Below are 20,850 nucleotides of genomic sequence, written 5' to 3'. Positions count from 1 at the left end.
GTACATTAAAACGTTGAACTTTTTTTGAAAGGTGTATTCACCGTTATCGCTTTATCAGTTCCCAGCACCACTGACTCTCTTTAAAAGAATATAACAATTACTTCTCCTTTAGTTCATTACCTTATGTAATTAATTACAAAGTATATACGTTACTTTTTTAAAAGTCAACACTATGTATATATGTTATAATAATAATGATTAGATTGGAGGTAAAAATTTGAGTTCAAATCAGTCTAAAAACAAATTCAAAGATCAATTTAATCGTTCAAGTAAGAAATATAAAGATACTTTTAAAGAAACAAAATGGTCTCCAAAGTTAATATTCCATACGACTTACAATGTTATAAGCAATTTATTTTTCATCATCGCATTTATAAGTTGTCTATTGTTAGCATTAGGATTGGGTATTGGTGGCGGATACTTTGCAGGACTTGTCAAAGATGAAAAAGTGATGTCAAAGAAAGAAATTAAGCAACAACTTTATTCAATGACCGAAAGTACATCTGTTTATTTTGGTTCTGGAGAGTCACTTGGTCGATTAAAAAGTGATGTCCAAAGGGATGTTATTAAAGGAAATGAAATAAGTGAAAACGTTAAAAACGCCCTTATTTCAACAGAAGACGAAGATTTTTATAACCATAACGGTATTGTACCTAAAGCTTTTTTAAGAGCTTCAGTTCAAGAAGTTTTGGGTAGTGCTAATTCTTCAGGTGGTAGTACGTTAACGCAACAACTTGTTAAGAATCAACTTTTAACGAATGAAACATCATTTGAACGTAAAGCTAAAGAAATGTTGCTTTCAATGAATGTTGAGAAGAATTTATCAAAAGATGAAATTATTGATAGTTATTTAAACGTTGTTTCATTTGGCCGTAATTCTAATGGTTCGAATATAGCAGGTATTGAATCTGCAGCTCAAGGTGTATTTGGTAAGTCAGCTAAAAATTTAAACATAGCGCAATCTGCATATCTAGCAGGATTACCACAGAATCCATATACTTACACACCTTTCTTACCAAATGGTGATTTAAAAGATGATGAATCTTTACAATACGGTATAAACCGACAACACTATGTACTTAAAAGAATGTATCAAGAAGAAAAAATCACTAAAAAAGAATACGATGAAGCTTTAAAATTCGACATCAAAAAATCTTTTGTTGATAAAGTTGAAGAACCGAATCAAAAATATCCGTTCTTAACTGAGGAAGTGGAAAGTCGTACAATTGATATACTTAAGTATCATTTAGCTAAAAAGGACAACATCTCTAAAAAAGAATTAGATCAAACACCTGTCCTTATGACAAAATATACCGAAAAAGCAAATACAGCTATGCGTAATGAAGGTTACCGTGTCGATACAACAATTGAAAAAGATATGTATGACAAACTTCAAGACGTTAAAAACAATTCGGGAAGATATTCTTGGGATAGAGAAGCAGATTACACTAATAGTGAAGGTAAAAAAGCTTCTAAAGAATTCCAACATGAAGTTGGTGCCCTTCTGAAAGAAAATCAATCTGGTAAAATATTAGCATTTGTTGGTGGTAGAGATTATGAAAAATCACAAATCAATCATGCTACTAGAGCTAAACGTTCACCAGGTTCAACGATGAAACCATTATTAACTTATGCACCTGCATTTGAAAATGGTTTAATCACACCAAATACTGCACTATTGGACAAAAAATTCGATTATCTAGGGTATTCACCTGATAACTACGATAGAAGAGAATTCGGTCCAGTAACAGTAGACTATGCATTAAGAAATTCATTGAACTTAAGTACATTGAGGTTATATAGTAACGTACAAGACTATAAACCTTGGGAAAACTTAAATAAAATGGGTATGACAGTACCTGAAGATGTGCAAGATGGATTAGCTCTTACACTTGGTACAGCTGATTTCACGCTAGAACAAGATGTAAATGGGTATAGCTCATTAGCTAATAAAGGTGAATATAATGACAGTTACATGATTGAATCTATTAAATCACGTGACGGTGAAGTCATTTATCAGCATAAGAAAGATCCTAAACGTATATTTAGTGAATCTACAACATATTTAACGACAAACATCTTAGAAGGTGTCCTTGACGACGGTTCTGGTTATCAAATTAAAGATACATTTGATGGTAATTGGGCTGGTAAAACAGGTACATCACAAGACGCTAAAGATAGTTTATTTGTAGGTTACACACCAAAAGTAACACTTGGTATATGGATGGGTTATGATCAACCTATTACATTTGATGAAGATAGTCACTATCAATTATTTATGTGGAGAGATATGGTTAACGCATTGTCTTCTACTGATAGAGAAAAACTAGGTTATGATAGTGAATTCACTAGACCAAGTACAGTTAAAGAAGATACAATTTGCCAATACACTAATTCAACAGACGGTTGTAGTAGTGGTGAACCTAAAGCTTCATCTACTTTAATATCAGATAAGGTTGATACATCTAAGAAAGATATTCAATCAGACTACGTATTAAAACGTCTAGGTCAATCTATTGATCCGAATACATCATCAAAAGTTAAACCTAAAGAAAAAGTTTCTAAGAATTCTAAAGAAGCGTGGTCATACAAATCAAGTAGTAATTCAAGTAATAGTAAACCATCCAGTGGTACAAGCACTGCACCACCAAGTAGCGACTAAATTAATAAAGTAGCTAAAAAAAAGAGTCTGAGACAATTAATTTGTCCAGACTCTTTTTTTGCTATTAAATCATTTAGAATAAACCAACTGCAGATCCATCTTCATTAACATCCATGTTCAATGCTGCTGGCTTTTTAGGTAAACCAGGCATCGTCATAATATCCCCTGTTAATGCAACGATAAATCCTGCGCCAGTTCTAGGAGATAATTCTCTTATTGTGATATCAAAATCTGAAGGTGCTCCCATTTTTTTAGGATCATCAGTAAATGAATATTGTGTTTTGGCCATGCATACTGGATAGTTACCCCATCCGTTTTCTTTAATCGTTTTAAGCTGTTTTAACGCTTTGTCACTAAAGTGCACAGAATTTCCACCATATACTTTTTGAACAATTGTTTCAATTTTTTCCTCAATAGACATATTCAAATCATAAATCGGCGCAAACTGCTGTGGCTCTTCTAATACTTGCAACACGGCTTTAGCAAGTTCAATGCCACCTTCTCCACCTTTTTCCCATACTTCTGTAAGCGCAACTTTAACGCCGTTTTCTCGACACCAATCTAACACAATTTGAACTTCTTCACTTGTATCATGTATAAAAGCGTTAATAGCAACTACAGGTTCAACACCAAATTGCTTAATATTTTGGACATGTCTTTCTAGATTGACTAGACCTTTTTTAACTGCCTCAACATTTTCATTTTTAAGTTCATTTTTTTCAACGCCACCGTGCATCTTTAACGCTCTAATTGTCGCGACAATAACAACAGCACTAGGATCAAACTCTGCTTTACGTGTTTTAATATTCATGAATTTTTCTGCACCTAAGTCTGAGCCAAATCCACTTTCTGTAACAACGATATCCGCTAATTTCCTAGCCGTATTTGTCGCAATAATGGAGTTGCAACCGTGAGCAATATTCGCAAATGGTCCACCATGTACAAATGCTGGGGTACCTTCTATAGTTTGTACAATATTAGGTTTAATTGCATCTTTCAAGATTAAAGTTAATGCACCTTCTACTTTTAAATCTCTTACTGTAACAGGCTTTTGATCAACAGAATAACCTATTGTAATGTTCGCTAAATTCTCTTTTAAATCTTTAATGCTTTTTGATAAACAGAAAATCGCCATTATTTCAGAAGCAACTGTAATATCAAATCCATCTTCTCTCGGTACACCACGTGTCGGGCCACCTAGTCCAACAATTACTTGACGTAATTCTCTATCATTCATATCAAGTACACGTTTCCATTCTATGCGCCTTGAATCAATATTCAATTCATTGCCATGATATATGTGATTATCAATAAATGCTGAAAGGGCATTATTTGCAGTTGTAATAGCATGTAAGTCACCATTGAAATGTAAATTAATTTCTTCCATAGGTAATACTTGAGCATAACCGCCTCCAGTAGCCCCACCTTTCATTCCAAAGACTGGACCTAATGAAGGTTCTCTTAATGCAACCATTACATTTTCATTTAATTGATTGAAAGCATCTGCTAAACCAACCGTAACTGTAGATTTTCCTTCTCCAGCTGGTGTTGGGCTTAAAGCTGTAACTAATACAACTTTCCCTTTTTCTTTTAAATCTTTTAACTTTGTAATATCAACTTTTCCTTTATAGTGACCATAAGGTTCTAATGCTTCATATGGTATACCTACCTTTTCAGCTATTTCACTAATTGGTCTTAAAGTACTTTGTTTTGCAATTTCTAAATCTGTTAAATGACTCAATACGTTCACTCCTTAAATTTATATTACAAATTATATGTATCATGACTTAGTCTAACAACTTTAGAATAAACAACTCATAGCAAAAAGTCGATATATAATCACATATTATTTAACTTTTAATTCATTTAAACTCAAAAAAGAACACGCCATTTAAATGACGTGAACTTTATTAATATTAATCTTCTAATGTAGATAAATCTCCAGCAGGTAAATCTAATTCCCAAGCTTTTAATACACGTCTCATAATTTTACCTGAACGTGTTTTAGGTAATTTATCTTTAAATTCAATTTCACGAGGTGCTGCATGACCAGCTAATCCTTCTTTAACAAAAATTCTAATTTCTTCTTTAAGTTCGTCAGATTCTTCATAGCCATCTCTTAAAGCGATAAAGGCTTTAATGATTTCACCTCTCACTGGGTCTGGTTTCCCGATAACGCCAGCTTCTGCTACTGCAGGATGCTCTACGAGTTTAGATTCCACTTCAAATGGTCCTACTCGTTCACCAGCAGTCATAATCACATCATCAACTCTACCTTGGAACCAATAATAACCATCTTCATCTTTGTAAGCTGAGTCACCTGAAACGTACCATTCATCATTAATGAAATACGAATCATATTTAGGTTGGTTGTTCCATACCGTTCTCATCATTGATGGCCAACCTTTTTTCAATGCTAAATTACCCATTCTATTCGGTGGTAATTCATTGCCTTGATCATCAACGATTGCTGCTTCAATACCAGGTAACGGTTTACCCATTGAACCCGCTCTAATATCCATAGATGGATAATTGACAATCATATGTCCACCTGTTTCAGTCATCCACCAAGTATCGTGTACTCTATGGTTGAACACATGATGTGCCCATTTAATAACTTCAGGGTTTAAAGGTTCACCAACAGATAACACATGTCTCAATGATGATAAATCATACTTGTTCACGATATCATCACCAGCACCCATTAACATTCTTAAAGCTGTCGGAGCCGTGTACCATATTGTTACACCATATGTTTGAATAAAATCATACCAGCCTTCAGGAGAGAATCTACCACCTACGATACAATTCGTTACACCATTTAACCATGGACTAAAAATACCATATGATGTTCCAGTTACCCAACCTGGGTCAGCCGTACACCAATAAACATCGTCTTCTTTAAGGTCTAATACATATTTACCAGAGATATAATGTACTACCATCGCTTCTTGAACATGAAGAACACCTTTAGGCTGTCCTGTTGATCCTGATGTGTAGTGCAATATTAAGCCATCTTCTTTATCTAACCATTCAATATCAAAGCTTTCGTCAGCTTGTTCAAACTCTTTATTAAAATCAATATATTCATCACTTACTTCATCATCTACAACAACAATATGTTCAAGGTTAGGTAATTCATCTTTCGGAATTCTTCCAACTAAATCATTTGTAGTGATAATAACTTTTGCTTCACTGTTTTCAAGTCTATCTTTAACTGCTTTCTCCATAAATGCTTCAAATAACGGTCCAACAATTGCACCAATTTTTAAAGTACCTAATAATGAAAAATATAATTCAGGTGTTCTAGGCATGAAAACAAATACTCTATCACCTTTTTTAACATTTGCTTTATTTTTCAAAACGTTTGCAGCTTTATTACTAGCGATTTGTAAATCTTTAAAAGTGTAACTCTCTTGTCTATTTTGATCTTTATAATGAAGTGCAGTCTTGTCCCCTTTACCATTATCGACGTGACGGTCGATGCACTCATAGGCCATATTTATTTTTCCAGTTTCACTCCAACTGAAATTCTTTTCAATATCTTTCCAATTATGATTTTTAACTGCTTCATCATAATCAGCAAGGTTATAATTATCTTTTAATGCTTCGTATACTTCGACTTTCATTTAAATCTCCCCTTTTATAAATGTAATCGTTTCCAATAAAGCCTATTTCTATTATAATATAAATAGATGATACTTTTCAAAAAAATTTGATTATTCAAAATAAACTTTACAAATATAGGATATCATATTTAAAGAGAGGAGGTACAACATGAAACATAAAAAGACTTTTATATCTGATACGGTTACATACAATAAAGACGTTAACATCATTATAGAAGGTCCGGTAAATTCAGAAAGTTTAAAGAACATGACTTTTGACGAAGGTTTGAATAGTTTCAGAGTTCCTAAAGAACAATTTGAAGCCATCATTGAAATTTCAGACCTTCCAGAAGGCAGAATCATCATTGCACGCGTTGATCAACACATTATTGGTTATACAACTTACCTTTATCCCGACCCTCTAGAGAGATGGTCAGATGGTAATTTACCCTATATTATAGAACTTGGTGCAATTGAGCTTTCTTTAAAATATAGAAAGTATGGCTTAGGTAAAAAAATGTTAAAATTAGCAATGAAAGCGCCAGAAATGGAAGATTTCATTGTTATCACAACAGAATATTATTGGCATTGGGATTTAAAAAATAGTGGTTTAGATGTATATCAATATCAAAAAATCATGCATAAAATGATGGCTGAAGGTGGATTAGAAGTATTTGCTACTGATGACCCTGAAATTATCAGTCATCCTGCCAACAGTTTAATGGCTAGAATTGGTAAAAATATTAAACAAGAGCAAATGGAAGCTTTTGATAAATTAAGATTTATGAATAGATTTTTCTTTTAGAGGAGGTAAATTTATGTTAGTTGAAAAAATTATGACATCGCCTTGCACTACTATTCAAGGTGATCAATCTATCGAAGATGCTTTAGTACTTATGACGCAAAAAGAAATCAGACACTTACCGATTGTTGATGAAGAAAACCAACTGATTGGGATAATTTCAGATAGAGATATTAAAATGGCATTACCTAGTATATTATCGGACGATGAACCTAATAAAAGTTTATCGTTATCCGTTTCAAAAATTATGAGACGCAATGTCATACGCTGTCACCCATTAGATTTTGTAGAAGATATCGCACTCGATTTTTATGAAATGTCTATAGGTTCTATTCCAGTTATTAGAGATAATAAAGTGATAGGTATTGTCACTCAAAAAGACATGCTTAATACATTTTTAGAACTTACTGGCGTTACAATGCCAGGGTCCATTATCGAAGTTCACATTGACGATAAAGTTGGTGCACTTCATGATATTACACATATTTTCAAAGAACAAAATATCGATATTTTGAATGTCCTTGCCTATGCTGATCAAAATGATGTTAATAAAAGGTATCTCATGTTACGAGTTAAATCAATGAATCCCGAAAAAATATATCAACTATTAGAAGAGAAAAATTACCATGTCATCTATCCATTTGGTATAAAAAATGACTAATGTTAAATATGTTTATTCGGAAGATTTGTTGAAATATCGTTTTTCTGATAGTCACCCTTTTAATCAAATGCGTTTAAAGTTAACAACAGATCTTCTATTCGATTTAGATGTTTTAACTTCAGAACATATCATTGCACCAAGAGTGGCGACTGATGAAGAACTCCAACTCGTACATGAACCTAACTATATAGAAGCAATTAAAAAAGCTGGCAATGGCGAATTACCTTTAGATGAATATGAAAAATATGGATTGAATAGCGAAGATACACCTCAATTCGTAAACATGCATGAAAATAGCGCAAGAGTTGTTGGTGGTACATTAACTGCTGTAGATGCTGTAATGACTGGAGAGGCAATAAGAGCTTGTCATTTAGGTGGTGGGCTCCATCATGGTTTTAAAGGTAAAGCAAGTGGATTTTGTATATACAATGATAGTGCAGTTGCAATACAGTATATGCAATCAAAATATAATCAACGCGTATTGTATATAGACACAGATGCGCATCATGGAGATGGCGTTCAATGGTCATTTTATACAAACGAAGATGTAATGAATTACTCTATACATGAAACTGGAAGATACTTGTTCCCAGGTACTGGTGCTCTGACAGAACGTGGAGATGGTAAAGGATTTGGAACAACTGTTAATGTGCCATTAGACGCATATACAGAAGACGACTCATACATTGATGTTTTTAAAGAAACAATCGAAGCAGTATGCGAAGCCTACAAACCTGATATTATAATCAGTGTAAACGGTGTAGACATCCATTATTTAGACCCTCTCACACATTTAAGCTGTACTTTAGATACATTATATAAAATACCTTATATCGTCAAAGACTTAGCAGATAAATATTGTGATGGGAAAATAATTATGATTGGTGGCGGTGGGTATAACATTTGGCGAGTTGTACCTAGAGCATGGTCTCATGTTTGGTTTGCTTTAAATGATTTAGAAACACCCAATAAGCCAATTCCTCAAACATGGTTACAAAAATATCAGAAGCTTGCCCCCGTGCCACTTCCAACAACTTGGGTAGATGAAAAAGAAGATTATATGGATATACCAAGAAGAACTGAAATATCCGAGAAGAACAATAACACTAAGATCAGAATATTAGATTGGTTTAAAAAATAATAGAGCCATTGAATTTATCAAGTCAGGGCTCACATGATAAATAGCAAACAATCTTTATAATATTCTCCACGATTTTGCAAAGTGCTGACGCCCGGGGGAATAGTATGAGTGAGAGACTACAGGCTCGAGCCATACCCCTAGGCAAGCATGCACTTTCAAAATCGTAAGATTTTAAAACAGATCACGCTACTTACTAAAAAAGACATCTTCACTAGACTTTAGCCTAGTGAAGATGTCTTTTATTTTGAACATGGGTACTTATGTCCCAAGCTATATTATAATTTATTTAGTAGTACCTCTGTATTCAACTCTATACGGTAAAATAACATTAGGTTCATCAATTTGTTCGTCATTCATATATTTAGTTAACAATCTCATACCAACTGCACCAATATCATATAATGGTTGCGTAACGCTTGATAATTGCGGTCTAACCATATGAACTAATCTCGTATTGTTAAAGCTGACAACTTGTAATTCTTCTGGAATTTTAACTCCTGCATCTTGTGCAGCATGTACAATACCAATTGCTTGCTCATCACTAATACATAAAATGACATCAGGCTTATCTTTAGAAATTGCTTCATAAGCACGGCTACCATCTTTATAAGTTTCATTACCTACAAATTTAGCGTTATCTTCAATAGCAAGACCAGCATTTTGAAGTGCAAATTCTAAACCTTTAATTGCATCATCTTGCGCTTTTTCAGAATAACCGCCACCAACAAATGCGAATTTCTTAGCACCATTACTGATAAGTGTTTCAGCAATTTGTTTACTAGCTTCTGTATAATTAATATTAACTGAAGCAAGCTTTGAATCTTTATCATTTGTACCTGATACTACAACAGGAACAGATGATTTATCAATAAGTTCAACTGTTTCATCAGTTAACGTACCACCAAGGAAAATAATGCCATCAACTTGTTTACTTAATAAGTTATTAAAAATCTCTTGTTCCTTATCACTATCATTATCAGAATTAGAGATAATCGTATGATATTTGTACATAGTAGCAATATCTTCTAAGCCTCGAGCTAACTCAGAATAATAAACATTTGAAATGTCAGGAATTATAACCCCTACAGTAGTCGTTTTTTTACTAGCTAATCCTCGAGCGACCGCATTTGGTCGATAATTTAATCTTTTAATTACTTCATTTACTTTATCGCGTGTCGTCGGTTTAACATTTTGGTTACCATTTACAACACGAGAAACTGTTGCCATAGATACTTTAGCTTCTCTTGCAACATCATATATTGTTATAGTCATAATATCCTCCTATCTTTGAAAACGTTTTCCAGTTCATTCTAGCACGTTTTCATGTTGTTTTCAAAACATATGAAAGCGAACTCACAATTACCCATTATAAGAGATTACAGCAGTGTTGTCGACATAATTGCTCCAAGAAATTTAGGAAATGTGTAAATTGTATATTCTTTTTCAGAAAACAAATGAACATATGACATAATTGTTATGATCGCTAGAAATTCTAGTTAATTTATTTGTAGTTGAAACTAAAAAAACTGCCGAAAAGTTTGAATCACTTTTCGACAGTCTCAACCTACTCATTAATCATTTTACAGAAAGGTTTAGTATTTTATTTTTCGTATAATTTAGCTGCTTGAACAATTTCTTTATGGAATGAATCAAATTCATTTAAGTCCATTTGTTGTCCTGCATCACTCAATGCTACTGATGGGTCTGGATGTACTTCAGCCATAACACCATCTGCACCTACTGCTAATGCTGCTTTAGCACATGGTAACATAATGTCTTTGCGTCCAGTACTATGTGTTACATCAACCATTACTGGTAAGTGTGTACCTTGTTTTAAAATTGGAACAGCAGAAATATCTAATGTATTTCTTGTTGCTGTTTCATAAGTTCTAATTCCACGTTCACAAAGTATAATATTATTATTACCTTTAGAATGAATATACTCTGCTGCATATATAAACTCTTCGATTGTTGCTGAAAGTCCACGTTTTAATAAGATCGGTTTATTTGTTTTACCTGCTTCTTTTAATAATTCAAAGTTTTGCATGTTTCTTGCGCCAATTTGGAATACATCTAAGTATTCATCAGCCATTTCAAAGTGTGCTGGGTTAACAATTTCACTTACTACGTTTAAACCATATTTATCTTTTGAATTTTTAAGAATTTTTAATCCTTCTTCGCCTAAACCTTGGAAATCATATGGTGAAGTACGAGGTTTAAATGCGCCACCTCTAATGAATTTCTCGCCTCTATCCGCAAGGTCTTTCGCTACTGTATCAACTTGTTCTTGTGATTCTACTGAACAAGGTCCAAATACGAATGTTTTTTTATTGTTACCGATAATTGCGCCATTATCAAATTGAACAATTGTATCTTCTGGCTTCAATTTACGAGAAACATATAAATGTTTTTCATTCTCTGATTTTTGTAAGTCTGTAGATGCTTTGAAGATTTCTTTAAATAGTTGCTTAATAGTATTATCGTTATATGGTCCTTTATTATTATCAATTAAATGATTCAACATTTCTTTTTCACGTTGTGGATCATATACTTGAGTACCTTGTTTACGTTTTTCTTCACCTATTTTTTTAGCTAAACTACCACGCTCTTGCAATAAAGCTAATATTTCATCATTAATGACTTCAATTCTTTCTCTTAAACTTTCTAATTCATTTGACATCCTATTCACCTCATGTAAACAATTTAACTCACATACTTTAAAGCGATAAAATATATAAGTAATTAGATGTTAGTATAACAATATAAATGTGTTGATTCAACCCTAACATCTAAATTTTTTAAATATTTCTTATTATTCAAATTATTATACTATATTTTAAGTTATAAATGGCATCTTTACAATATAAAAACAACGACTTGACTCATTAAATACTAATACTGACAATAATTTTTACAAAAAACTACCAAAAAGTCATAAAATGACTTTTTGGTAGTTTCATTATTACTATTTATTTTTTGTCAAAAGTTTTTTTCTCAACAACTGTTTTAGGACCTTTTAAATCTTCGTCTTTTACTTCTGATTTAATTGCGCCTTTTTGAGCTTTAAGTTCTTCGTTTTCAACATCATCTGCTGTTACGACACCTTTATTAGCTTTTTTCTCAGCTTGTTTTGATTGAACTTCTTCTGCTTTTTTCTTTGTTTCTGTTTTCTTTTCATCAGCTTTCGCTTTTACTTCTTCAGCTTTTTCGTTAGCTTGTACTTTCTTTTCTTCAACTTTTGTTTGTACTTCTGCTTTTTTATCTTCTGCTTGTGTACGAATTTCTTCTGCTTTTGATTGTGCTTGCACTTTCTTTTCTTCAGTTTTAGCTTTTACATCATCTAATATTTTATTTGATTTCTCGCTTAAGTCATCTTGTAATTCTTTACCTGCTTTAGGTGCAAGTAACAAACCAACAATTCCACCTATAACTGTACCTAAAACTACGCCAAATACAAAGTCTCTACCGTTTGTATTCTTGTTATATTCTGCTTCGTACGTTTCTAAACCATGTGTATATAAATCTCTATTATATTTGTTTTCCATCTTTATTTCCCCCTAATTAAATTAAACAAATGCACTTATAACCTAGATTATAAGTGCATTTAGTTTATTTTTTCAATCCTGCACCAATTTTATCTTCATCCAAGTTATCACCTGATGTTGTTTTTTCATTGTAGTCTTTTGGCACTTGTGTTTCGAATTCTTCAGAAGATTTTACATCACTTTTGTATGATACATTACTTCTACGATCTCTTCTTAATTGCCATTTGTCTGCAACTTCCATTGCAACATTTGACCATTGTACTACTTGAGAGATTTTATCTTCATTTTGTGAGATATTGTGAGTAATTGAATTAGTCACTCTATCTACTGAATTATTAAGTGTTTGAACAGAATCTCCAACACCTTTAACAGCATCTACAACAGAGTTTAAACGTAATGATTTATCTTGGATATCTTCAGTTAAGCGATTTGCTTTATGAAGTAAATCCGTAGATTCACGTGTAATACCTTGTATTTGGCCTTGAATGCCATCTAATGTTTCATTAATTCCTTTAACTGTTTTTAATAGTTGCATTAAGAATAGTGCTAAAACGACACATATTACTAAAAATGCAACAGCAGCAATAATTCCTGCTATTGGTAATATCCAATCCATACTGAACGCCTCCTAATAATTATAAAACTAATCTTTATTTGATTTACTAATATTTAATACCCTCACTCACTAAATATAAACATATCAATATTAAACTGACAGGGTAGAAACATAGGCTTTTTGAATTTTTTGAATATCTCCAGCACCCATAAATAGTATAACACCATTGGTATGTTTTTGTAGTTGTGAAACTGTATCTTCACTAATTAAATCTGAATTTGGACTTAAAGCTTTTAAATCTTGAATCGTTAATTCACCTTGCTGTTCTCTGATCGATCCAAATATATCACATAAATATACTTTATCTGCAAGGTTCAAGCTATCAGCAAATTCATTCAAGAATGTTTCAGTTCTTGAAAATGTATGTGGCTGAAATACTGCTACGACTTCATTTTCTGGGTATTTTTTTCTAGCTGATTCAATTGTAGCATTAATTTCTCTAGGGTGATGTGCATAGTCATCAATTAAAATTTGGTTATCGTAAAAACTTTCACTAAATCTTCTTTTTACGCCACCAAATGTTAACAATGCTTCTTTTATATTATCAATATCTAAGTTTTCTAAATGGCATATAGCAATTACTGCTAACGCATTAAGCACATGATGATCTCCATACATAGGTGTCGTAAATGTACCAATTAGCTCGTTTTTAGATTTAAAGTACACATCAAACGTTGTACCTTTAGATGAAGTATGTATATTTTTAGCATATACATCGTTATCGTCCTCAAATCCATAGAAATAGATAGGAACATCTGCTTGAATTTTTTTAAGTTCGCTATCATGTCCCCATGCCACAATAGCTTTTTTAACATTTTTAGCCATTTCTTGGAAAGCGTTCGTTACATCTTGTAAATCTTTAAAATAATCTGGATGATCAAAATCAATATTAGTCATGATTGCATAATCTGGATAGTAACTTAAAAAGTGTCTTCTATATTCACACGCTTCAAATGCAAAGTAAGAACTATCAGGGATACCCATACCAGTACCATCACCAATTAAAAATGAAGTCTTTTGGTCTCCATTCATAACGTGTGATAATAAACCAGTCGTTGATGTCTTACCATGTGCACCAGTAACTGCAACAGATGTGTATTGAGACATAAAATCACCGAGAAAGATGTGGTATCGTTTAACTTCTAAACCTAACTCATATGCTTTAGCGATTTCAGGGTGTGAATCTGGAAAAGCGTTACCTGCAATGATTGTCATACCTTCTTGAATATTCTCAACATCAAAAGGTAATATTTTTATGCCTTTATTTTTTAATGCTATTTCTGTAAAAACGGTATTTTCTATATCAGAACCTTGGACTTTATGTCCCATGTCATGCATGATTTGTGCAAGTGAACTCATACCCGCTCCTTTAATTCCAACAAAATGAAATAATGTCATTTCATGTCACTCCTTCTATTTCTTAAATGTTAGTTTCTGTTTCTTCCATCATATCTTTAGTAATTAAAACATCTCTTGGTTTAGAGCCATTAGGTCCCGAAATAAAACCTCTTTCTTCAAGGTTGTCTATCATTCGAGCGGCTCTATTGTATCCAATTTGAAAATGTCTTTGTATCAGCGAAGTAGAAATGTGACCTTCATTAACCATAAATTCACACACATCATCAAAGAGCGCATCTGCCGGTTGTTCGTTAACTTTTTTCAGCAATGTTTCTTCTTTGAATAAATAGTTAGGTTTCATCTGATTGCTTACATTTGAGACCGTTTCATCAATTTCATCATCTGATACAAATGCACCTTGAACTCTTATTGGTTTATTCATACCATTACCAAGATACAACATATCACCGTTACCAAGTAACTTTTCTGCTCCACCAACATCAAGAATAGTTCTAGAGTCAATCGAAGATGATACCATAAAGGAAATTCTAGTCGGTACATTGGCTTTTATTAAGCCTGTAATTACATTAACTGAAGGTCGTTGCGTCGCAAGAATCATATGAATACCACTGGCTCTAGCCTTTTGCGCAATTCTAGCAATAGATTGTTCCACTTCTTGTGGAGACATCATCATTAAATCTGCTAATTCATCTATAACTATAATGATTTTTGCCATTCTTTGCTCGTAATTTGCTTTCTTATTAAACGCCGTTATATTTCTGACGTGTAATTCTGCAAAACGCTTATATCTTCTTTCCATTTCTTCAACAGCCCATTTTAGACTAGCTGTTGCAGCTTTCACGTCTGTTATAACTGGCGCTACTAAATGCGGCAAATTATTATATGGTGCAAGTTCCACCATCTTAGGATCAATAAGTAATAATTTTAGTTCATCTGGATGATTTTTATATAATAGACTCGTTAAAATTGCATTTATGCACACAGATTTACCAGAACCTGTCGCGCCAGCTATAAGCGCATGTGGTGTCTTAGATATATCCATTAATAATGGTTCATTATTAATCTTAAAGCCCATTGCAACAGTTAACTTGCTTTCAGATTGTTGAAAAGCTTTAGAAGTAATCATTTGTCCTAAAGGTATTTTTTTGGGACTTTGATTTGGAACTTCTATACCAACTAAACTTGTACCAGGAATGGGTGCTTCAATTCTAATGTCTTTAGCAGCTAAAGCCATTTTGATATCATCTTGAAGTGCTGTAATTTTCGACACTTTTACGCCTTTTTCAACTGATAATTCAAATCTTGTTACAGTCGGACCTTGTATCATATTTACAACGTGAGCTGGTACATTAAAATGATAAAAAGCTTCGTCTAATTCTTTTTTCTTTTCTTCGAGCCATTCACTATTATCTTCTTGTTCCACAATATCATCTAATATTGATACTGGTGGAAGAACAAATAATGGTCCTTTACGCTTAGTTGCTTGTTCAACTTCATTGTTCGAATCGTTATCTTTGTCATCATGAGATTTTGTATCATTTGTATCTCTCGTCATTACATCTTTTTTAAATGTTTGATGTTTTCGTTTATCTGAAGGTGTCATCACAACATTAAATGGTGAAGTTTTTCTTGTTGATTTAGGTTTGAGTACAGGTTCATACGAAGCTTTTTCTTCAGGTTTCTCAACTTCTTCTTGTTGGTCTACTACTTCAGCTTCCTCAACTACCTCTGGTTGTTCACGCTCTTCTATATCTTCTGGATGTTCAAATTCTTCTTGTTGTTCATACTCTTCTATATCTTGAGCATCTACCAGTAAGCTTTCATCTAATAATTCCAACGTTTCATCATCAGAAGTTGCTTGTTCAGGTTCATCTTCTTCAAAATCTTCAAAACTTATATCATCTTCTACAAATTGATTATGTTCATCTATTGAATTTAATGTATCGTCTTCATTTCGAAGTTCAGCATCATTCAATGTTTCATTATCATTTGTTTCTACTGTTTCGATTACATCTTGTTCTTCGTCTGGTAGCTCATACATCTCTGCATCAGAACTTGGTTCAATTGTTTCTTGATAAAGACTGTCATTTTTATTGCTCTGTTGTTTATCTATTTGCTCAACTGATTCAACTTCTTCGAATGTAGAATCTTCTACCTTTTCTTCATCAAAATCATTAACAATTTTTTCTGCTTCTATTTCTAATTCTGGTTCTATCTCAGTCTTATCCTGGTATCTCTCTTCTTCTAGTTCTGGTTCAGCCTTATCTTGATCATTCTCTGTTTGTTGTTCACTATTTGTTTCTTCATCAAAATCCAAATCAATTTCTTTAAATTCATATGTAGTTAGGTCATTTACATCAGGTTGTAATGACATCTTGATTTCATCGTTAGTAGAATCCATTTCATTTTGATTGTGTTCATTTTCACTGTTAATTTCACTTTCTGATTCCATTTCATCATTTTCATTAACAGGATATTCAGTCGGCTTATTTTTAATGAATGAAGCTTGTTGTTTAAAGAAATAATCTTGATTTTTAATTTGTGACTTTTCTTCATCTGATTCAAGTGATTCAAGATTTTTGAGTTCTTGTTCTCTTTTTTCTTTTAATGCTTTTTCAAACTGTTTTTTCTTTTGAAGTTTCTTTTCACGTTCTTTTCTAATTTCAGAAACAATTTGTGACGCATATATATTTTCTATGTTAATTGTGTTGTCCATCTTTGAATAAGTAGGGACATCTTGGATGATTTCACTACTTTGCTTTTTATGACTATTGTCATGATTTTCTTTGTTAGGTTCATCAGAATGACTTGATGAGCTATGATCTTTCAGTCCACTATTTGGCACTTCTTTTTGTTTGCGCATGCCGAAAATAGCTGAAGGCACTTCAGTGGCTCTAAATTTAGGTTGATGTAAAGAATTCAGTCTTTCTTCAAACAATTTATCTTCATTGTTCTTGTTAGCTTTTTTATTATTATGAGTAGATGTATTTTTATTTTTGTTATAATCCTTACTTACATCTTCATAATGATTTTTCGATGTGTTTTTCGAAGGTTTTTGTTCAACATTTTGATTTCTTCTACGTCTTCTTCTATTAGAAGAAAATGAAGCTTCATTTTCATCATAAAATCTGTGATCATGATATTTATGTTCTGTTTCATTTTCTGAATGATACTGTTGTTCTTCATTTTCATCAGTAGATTCTTCATATTCCATTTGAATTGGGAATCTAAATTTGCCTTTAGGTCTTTTATATATTTCTTCGTTTTGAGACTCGTCTTCTGGATTATGATCTAAAGACTCTTGATCATTTTTTGGTTTTTCGTTTTTTTGATTACTTTTGGATTGTCCGAATATATCATCAAACCAACTCATAGGCTCACTACCTTTCGTCTTCAAAAAATGGTGTTCCTACAGTATAACTATCCTCTAATACCATTATACCTTTTTCATTTGGAGCACCTTCCAAATCAAGTTCTTTCATCGAACATATCATACCACTAGAAGGAACACCGCGTAATTCTGCATCTTTAATAATCATACCACTAGGCATAACAGCTCCTACTTTAGCTACTACTACTTTTTGGTCTTGGTCAATATTTGGTGCACCACAAACAATTTGTAATGTTTCATCTCCAACGTCAACTTGGCAGACAGATAATTTATCAGCATCTGGATGTTTTGATTTTTCTGTTACATACCCTACTACAAATTTAGATGATAAATCAGCTTCTAGCTTATAGTCGATATGATTCTTTTCTAATAAATCTTGTATACTATTGATATGTTTTTCTTGAACTTTAATGTTTCCATTACCTTCTAACTGAACATATTTAGAAGCATTAAATATGTTGAAACCTACAACATTGCTTTCACTTTTAATAATCGTGATATCATTTTCGTATTCATACACTAATCCCTCTGTTACAGGGTCTATCGTAACCATTAGAACATCGCCAACGCCATTTTTGTTATAAAATAAATTCATTTTTGTAAACTCCTTACAGTTTGTATTGTTTATTTTTTATTATTTTTCATATTTTTAAATATTTCTCTATTCTTTTCAAGACGATCAATCACTTCTTGATTTCTCTTACGCGAATGATTTTTACCTAATATAAAGATTGGTTCTAAAGGCTTTTCAGGTGTATAAGAGAAAGATAATGAAGTGATTGGAACAAGTCCATTTTGGAAAAATGACATCGTCATTTGAGCAACGATATCATAGCCAATTTCATTCTTTATATCACAAATAACTAATACATCTTGATGTGGCGTAGCTAATAACATTTCCCCTTCAATGTTTTTATAAACATCTTGTAAGAATGTCTGGTTTAAGATTCTAGAAGCATCATAACCATCATTTGTATTTACAAAATAAAATGTATTACCTTGGACTTCATCAGATTTATATGTTGTTTTTCTTTTTTTAATGTTAAATAGCGCTTGTTCTTTAATTTGTTCTTTAGTTAATTTAAGTTCTACTAGCATGGATTCATCAATTAAGCGATAAGTGTTCCCTAAATCTAATGCATAATAAACGTTCGTCTCAGCTGTGTGTTCATCAATTAAAAAAGGTTTACCTTCTTTAGTTTCTTTATGGAAACTTGTAGACCTTATAACTGGTAAAATTTCAATTTTATTAATTTCTTTAGTAGATTCATCTTGCATTGCGTTTATTGTCTCTGTTACGTAATAAACAATTTCTTCTATTGTTTTATCACCTTTATCCTTATATTTAGCAATAATCGGAGCTAGTTTTACAGAGAGTCCTTTTTGATTATCTATTCTTTCTATTCTTAAGCTTTCATTTTCTCTATCAAACTTGAAATTTGCATCTAATGATTTCAAGCGATCTTTTAATAAATCTCTCATTTGAAAGACGTTCATACTTAACACTCCTATTTTTATACCTCTATATAGTTTACAACAAAACACAGTTATGTAACAGTGATAAACATATATAAATCAACTTAAATAAAATAAAAAAGCAGGTAAATCGAAAATAAAAGAAACTTTTTTTCGACCTGCTTTTTTTCTATTATTTTATTCGCTTAATCCATCAATAAATGAACTGATTTGAGGAATTGTTTTACGTTCTTTGCCTACATATCTTCCTAATTCTTGTTCTTTATCATAAGCGATGAAACTCGGAATACCCATAACATCCACTTCTTGACATAAGTCAATAAACTCATCTCTATCTACAGATACGAATTGATATTGTTTATACTTTTCTTCAAGTGCTGGTAAATCCGGATCAATAAAGTGACAATCTGGACACCAAGATGCTGTAAACATAAATATAGTTGGTTCATTAATTAAAGTTTTAAATTCTTCAATTGAAGTCAATTGCTTCATTTTTTGACACTTCCTATCATTAGAGATTGTTGACCATCTTTTATTATATGATACTTTCTTAATAATTGATAAACAAATAAACAGATTACTGCCGGTAATAAAAAGTGGAAAAATGCGATTTGTAACAAGACTTCAGTTGAGCTACCCATTGTCTTGATCGTCATAATTTGACCTACAAGCCCACTTGACCCCATACCTGCGCCTGCTGCATTATTTTCCATCGGCCAAAAGACCGTCATAATCGGTGCCACTACTAAACTTGCAACTACAGGGGGAATTAATATAAATGGTTGTTTTAAATAATTAGGAATTTGTAATTTACTTGTTCCTATACCGTGAGCAATTACCCCTGAAATGCCGTTGTCTCTATAACTCGTTACTGCAAAGCCAATCATATGACAACATCCGCCAATTGTCGCCGCCGCTGCTGCAGTGCCACTTAAGCCGAGCATTAAAGCTAACGCAGCGCTGGAAATCGGACTACTCAAAGTGATACCTACTAAAAAGCTTACGAACATCCCCATTAACAAAGGCTGCTGTTCAGTACTTAATTGAATCCAACTACCCAATTCTTTCATAAATATATCTATAAAAGGTGCTACAAATTTCGCAATACATGTACCAATAAATAGCGTTAAAATTGGTGACAAAATAATATCAATTTTAGTTTTACCAGAATAAAATCTACCTAATTCACTTGCAACTACTGAAGCTAAATAACTACCTACAGCGCCACCTTGCTCGTAACCATACATTCCTGTAACAGCTGTTGTAAATATAATCAATGGTGAGGCGCCTAATCCATAACTAACAGCTACCCCTACCCCAGCTCCAGTTAATGTTTGAGCTAATTTTCCTATCTCTATCATAATCGATGTATCGAAGTATGTATTTAAAGTCTGACCTAGCGTTTCTATAATGAGTCCAACAATTAAAGTACTAAATAAACCTAAAGCCATAAAACTAAGACCATCGATTATTGTTCTATTGAAAAATGATTTTACTTTCTCCATTTATTCACACTCCTTAAAAAAGATTATACTATAAAAAAGTACATGTAATTATTTAATTTCAAATAATTACATGTACTTTTATAG

The 20,850-nt window shown here is 32.5% G+C and carries 16 protein-coding genes and 1 other annotated feature (1 of these 17 cut by a window edge); of the genes, 4 read left to right on the top strand and 12 right to left on the bottom strand.

Annotated features, from left to right (window positions below; genetic code table 11):
• Positions 1-117 (bottom strand) — a binding site (T-box leader); it reaches 71 nt to the left of the window's first position.
• Positions 118-217: 100 nt separating this feature from the next.
• Positions 218-2,662 (top strand): transglycosylase domain-containing protein, encoded by a 2,445-nt coding sequence (locus tag PYW35_RS05260; RefSeq protein ID WP_103322701.1) that lies wholly within the window; start codon positions 218-220, stop codon positions 2,660-2,662.
• 73 nt (positions 2,663-2,735) lie between these two features.
• Here the strand turns inward: PYW35_RS05260 and PYW35_RS05255 are convergent, their stop codons facing one another.
• Together PYW35_RS05255 and acsA are read right to left on the bottom strand one after the other, a co-directional pair.
• Complete coding sequence (locus PYW35_RS05255; protein ID WP_103322702.1) at positions 2,736-4,403, bottom strand: formate--tetrahydrofolate ligase; 1,668 nt, start codon at positions 4,401-4,403, stop codon at positions 2,736-2,738.
• 175 nt (positions 4,404-4,578) lie between these two features.
• The gene (gene acsA / locus PYW35_RS05250) at positions 4,579-6,291 is read right to left on the bottom strand and encodes an acetate--CoA ligase (protein ID WP_103322703.1); all 1,713 of its coding nucleotides are present in this window, start codon (positions 6,289-6,291) and stop codon (positions 4,579-4,581) included.
• Positions 6,292-6,439: 148 nt separating this feature from the next.
• Between acsA and PYW35_RS05245 the strand changes: the two genes are divergently transcribed.
• Genes PYW35_RS05245 through PYW35_RS05235 form a run of 3 tightly spaced genes read left to right on the top strand, consistent with a single transcriptional unit; the run spans position 6,440 to position 8,874 of the window.
• On the top strand, positions 6,440-7,075 hold the full coding sequence (locus PYW35_RS05245) for a GNAT family N-acetyltransferase (RefSeq protein ID WP_016912534.1): 636 nt from the start codon (positions 6,440-6,442) through the stop codon (positions 7,073-7,075).
• Positions 7,076-7,088: 13 nt separating this feature from the next.
• Positions 7,089-7,733, top strand: coding sequence for a CBS and ACT domain-containing protein (locus tag PYW35_RS05240; protein ID WP_103322704.1), 645 nt, complete (start codon positions 7,089-7,091; stop codon positions 7,731-7,733).
• Positions 7,726-8,874 (top strand): acetoin utilization protein AcuC, encoded by a 1,149-nt coding sequence (locus PYW35_RS05235; RefSeq protein ID WP_103322705.1) that lies wholly within the window; start codon positions 7,726-7,728, stop codon positions 8,872-8,874. The genes PYW35_RS05240 and PYW35_RS05235 overlap by 8 nt, the downstream gene beginning before the upstream one ends.
• Before the next feature lie 282 nt (positions 8,875-9,156).
• On the opposite strand, the gene ccpA is transcribed toward PYW35_RS05235, so the two are convergent.
• The 10 genes from ccpA to PYW35_RS05185 form a co-directional block, all read right to left on the bottom strand.
• On the bottom strand, positions 9,157-10,146 hold the full coding sequence (gene ccpA, locus PYW35_RS05230) for a catabolite control protein A (RefSeq protein ID WP_103322706.1): 990 nt from the start codon (positions 10,144-10,146) through the stop codon (positions 9,157-9,159).
• A 328-nt stretch (positions 10,147-10,474) separates the two neighbouring features.
• Positions 10,475-11,554, bottom strand: coding sequence for a bifunctional 3-deoxy-7-phosphoheptulonate synthase/chorismate mutase (locus PYW35_RS05225; RefSeq protein WP_016912080.1), 1,080 nt, complete (start codon positions 11,552-11,554; stop codon positions 10,475-10,477).
• A 289-nt stretch (positions 11,555-11,843) separates the two neighbouring features.
• Positions 11,844-12,419 carry a YtxH domain-containing protein gene (locus PYW35_RS05220; RefSeq protein ID WP_103322707.1) on the bottom strand — a complete coding sequence of 192 codons (576 nt, stop codon included), beginning with the start codon at positions 12,417-12,419 and terminating at the stop codon, positions 11,844-11,846.
• Positions 12,420-12,483: 64 nt separating this feature from the next.
• The gene (locus PYW35_RS05215) at positions 12,484-13,035 is read right to left on the bottom strand and encodes a DUF948 domain-containing protein (RefSeq protein ID WP_016912078.1); all 552 of its coding nucleotides are present in this window, start codon (positions 13,033-13,035) and stop codon (positions 12,484-12,486) included.
• Positions 13,036-13,125: 90 nt separating this feature from the next.
• On the bottom strand, positions 13,126-14,433 hold the full coding sequence (gene murC, locus PYW35_RS05210; RefSeq protein WP_103322708.1) for a UDP-N-acetylmuramate--L-alanine ligase: 1,308 nt from the start codon (positions 14,431-14,433) through the stop codon (positions 13,126-13,128).
• Positions 14,434-14,455: 22 nt separating this feature from the next.
• Positions 14,456-17,767, bottom strand: a complete 3,312-nt coding sequence (locus tag PYW35_RS05205; RefSeq protein WP_142381057.1) for a DNA translocase FtsK — start codon at positions 17,765-17,767, stop codon at positions 14,456-14,458.
• 7 nt (positions 17,768-17,774) lie between these two features.
• Entirely contained in the window at positions 17,775-18,380 is a 606-nt protein-coding gene (gene ytpR, locus PYW35_RS05200) for a YtpR family tRNA-binding protein (protein WP_103322710.1), read from the bottom strand.
• Between the two features lie 29 nt (positions 18,381-18,409).
• Entirely contained in the window at positions 18,410-19,282 is an 873-nt protein-coding gene (locus PYW35_RS05195; protein WP_103322711.1) for a DUF1444 domain-containing protein, read from the bottom strand.
• A gap of 156 nt (positions 19,283-19,438) precedes the next feature.
• Positions 19,439-19,753, bottom strand: a complete 315-nt coding sequence (locus PYW35_RS05190) for a thioredoxin family protein (protein WP_016912073.1) — start codon at positions 19,751-19,753, stop codon at positions 19,439-19,441.
• Complete coding sequence (locus PYW35_RS05185; RefSeq protein ID WP_016912072.1) at positions 19,750-20,766, bottom strand: PTS sugar transporter subunit IIC; 1,017 nt, start codon at positions 20,764-20,766, stop codon at positions 19,750-19,752. Before PYW35_RS05185 ends, PYW35_RS05190 begins: the two co-directional genes overlap by 4 nt.
• Positions 20,767-20,850: the final 84 nt, after the last annotated feature.

Source organism: Mammaliicoccus vitulinus (assembly GCF_029024305.1).
Classification (GTDB): Bacteria; Bacillota; Bacilli; order Staphylococcales; family Staphylococcaceae; genus Mammaliicoccus; species Mammaliicoccus vitulinus.
The sequence above is the reverse complement of the archived record's forward strand: the minus strand, read 5'-3'. Positions and strand labels throughout refer to the sequence as shown.

Coding starts and splice junctions, on each gene's coding strand:
- acsA (WP_103322703.1), bottom strand. CDS start 6,291: ATGAAAGTCGAAGTATACGAAGCATTAAAAGATAATTATAACCTTGCT.
- PYW35_RS05245 (WP_016912534.1), top strand. CDS start 6,440: ATGAAACATAAAAAGACTTTTATATCTGATACGGTTACATACAATAAA.
- PYW35_RS05240 (WP_103322704.1), top strand. CDS start 7,089: ATGTTAGTTGAAAAAATTATGACATCGCCTTGCACTACTATTCAAGGT.
- PYW35_RS05235 (WP_103322705.1), top strand. CDS start 7,726: ATGACTAATGTTAAATATGTTTATTCGGAAGATTTGTTGAAATATCGT.
- ccpA (WP_103322706.1), bottom strand. CDS start 10,146: ATGACTATAACAATATATGATGTTGCAAGAGAAGCTAAAGTATCTATG.
- PYW35_RS05225 (WP_016912080.1), bottom strand. CDS start 11,554: ATGTCAAATGAATTAGAAAGTTTAAGAGAAAGAATTGAAGTCATTAAT.
- PYW35_RS05220 (WP_103322707.1), bottom strand. CDS start 12,419: ATGGAAAACAAATATAATAGAGATTTATATACACATGGTTTAGAAACG.
- PYW35_RS05215 (WP_016912078.1), bottom strand. CDS start 13,035: ATGGATTGGATATTACCAATAGCAGGAATTATTGCTGCTGTTGCATTT.
- murC (WP_103322708.1), bottom strand. CDS start 14,433: ATGACATTATTTCATTTTGTTGGAATTAAAGGAGCGGGTATGAGTTCA.
- PYW35_RS05205 (WP_142381057.1), bottom strand. CDS start 17,767: ATGAGTTGGTTTGATGATATATTCGGACAATCCAAAAGTAATCAAAAA.
- ytpR (WP_103322710.1), bottom strand. CDS start 18,380: ATGAATTTATTTTATAACAAAAATGGCGTTGGCGATGTTCTAATGGTT.
- PYW35_RS05195 (WP_103322711.1), bottom strand. CDS start 19,282: ATGAACGTCTTTCAAATGAGAGATTTATTAAAAGATCGCTTGAAATCA.
- PYW35_RS05190 (WP_016912073.1), bottom strand. CDS start 19,753: ATGAAGCAATTGACTTCAATTGAAGAATTTAAAACTTTAATTAATGAA.
- PYW35_RS05185 (WP_016912072.1), bottom strand. CDS start 20,766: ATGGAGAAAGTAAAATCATTTTTCAATAGAACAATAATCGATGGTCTT.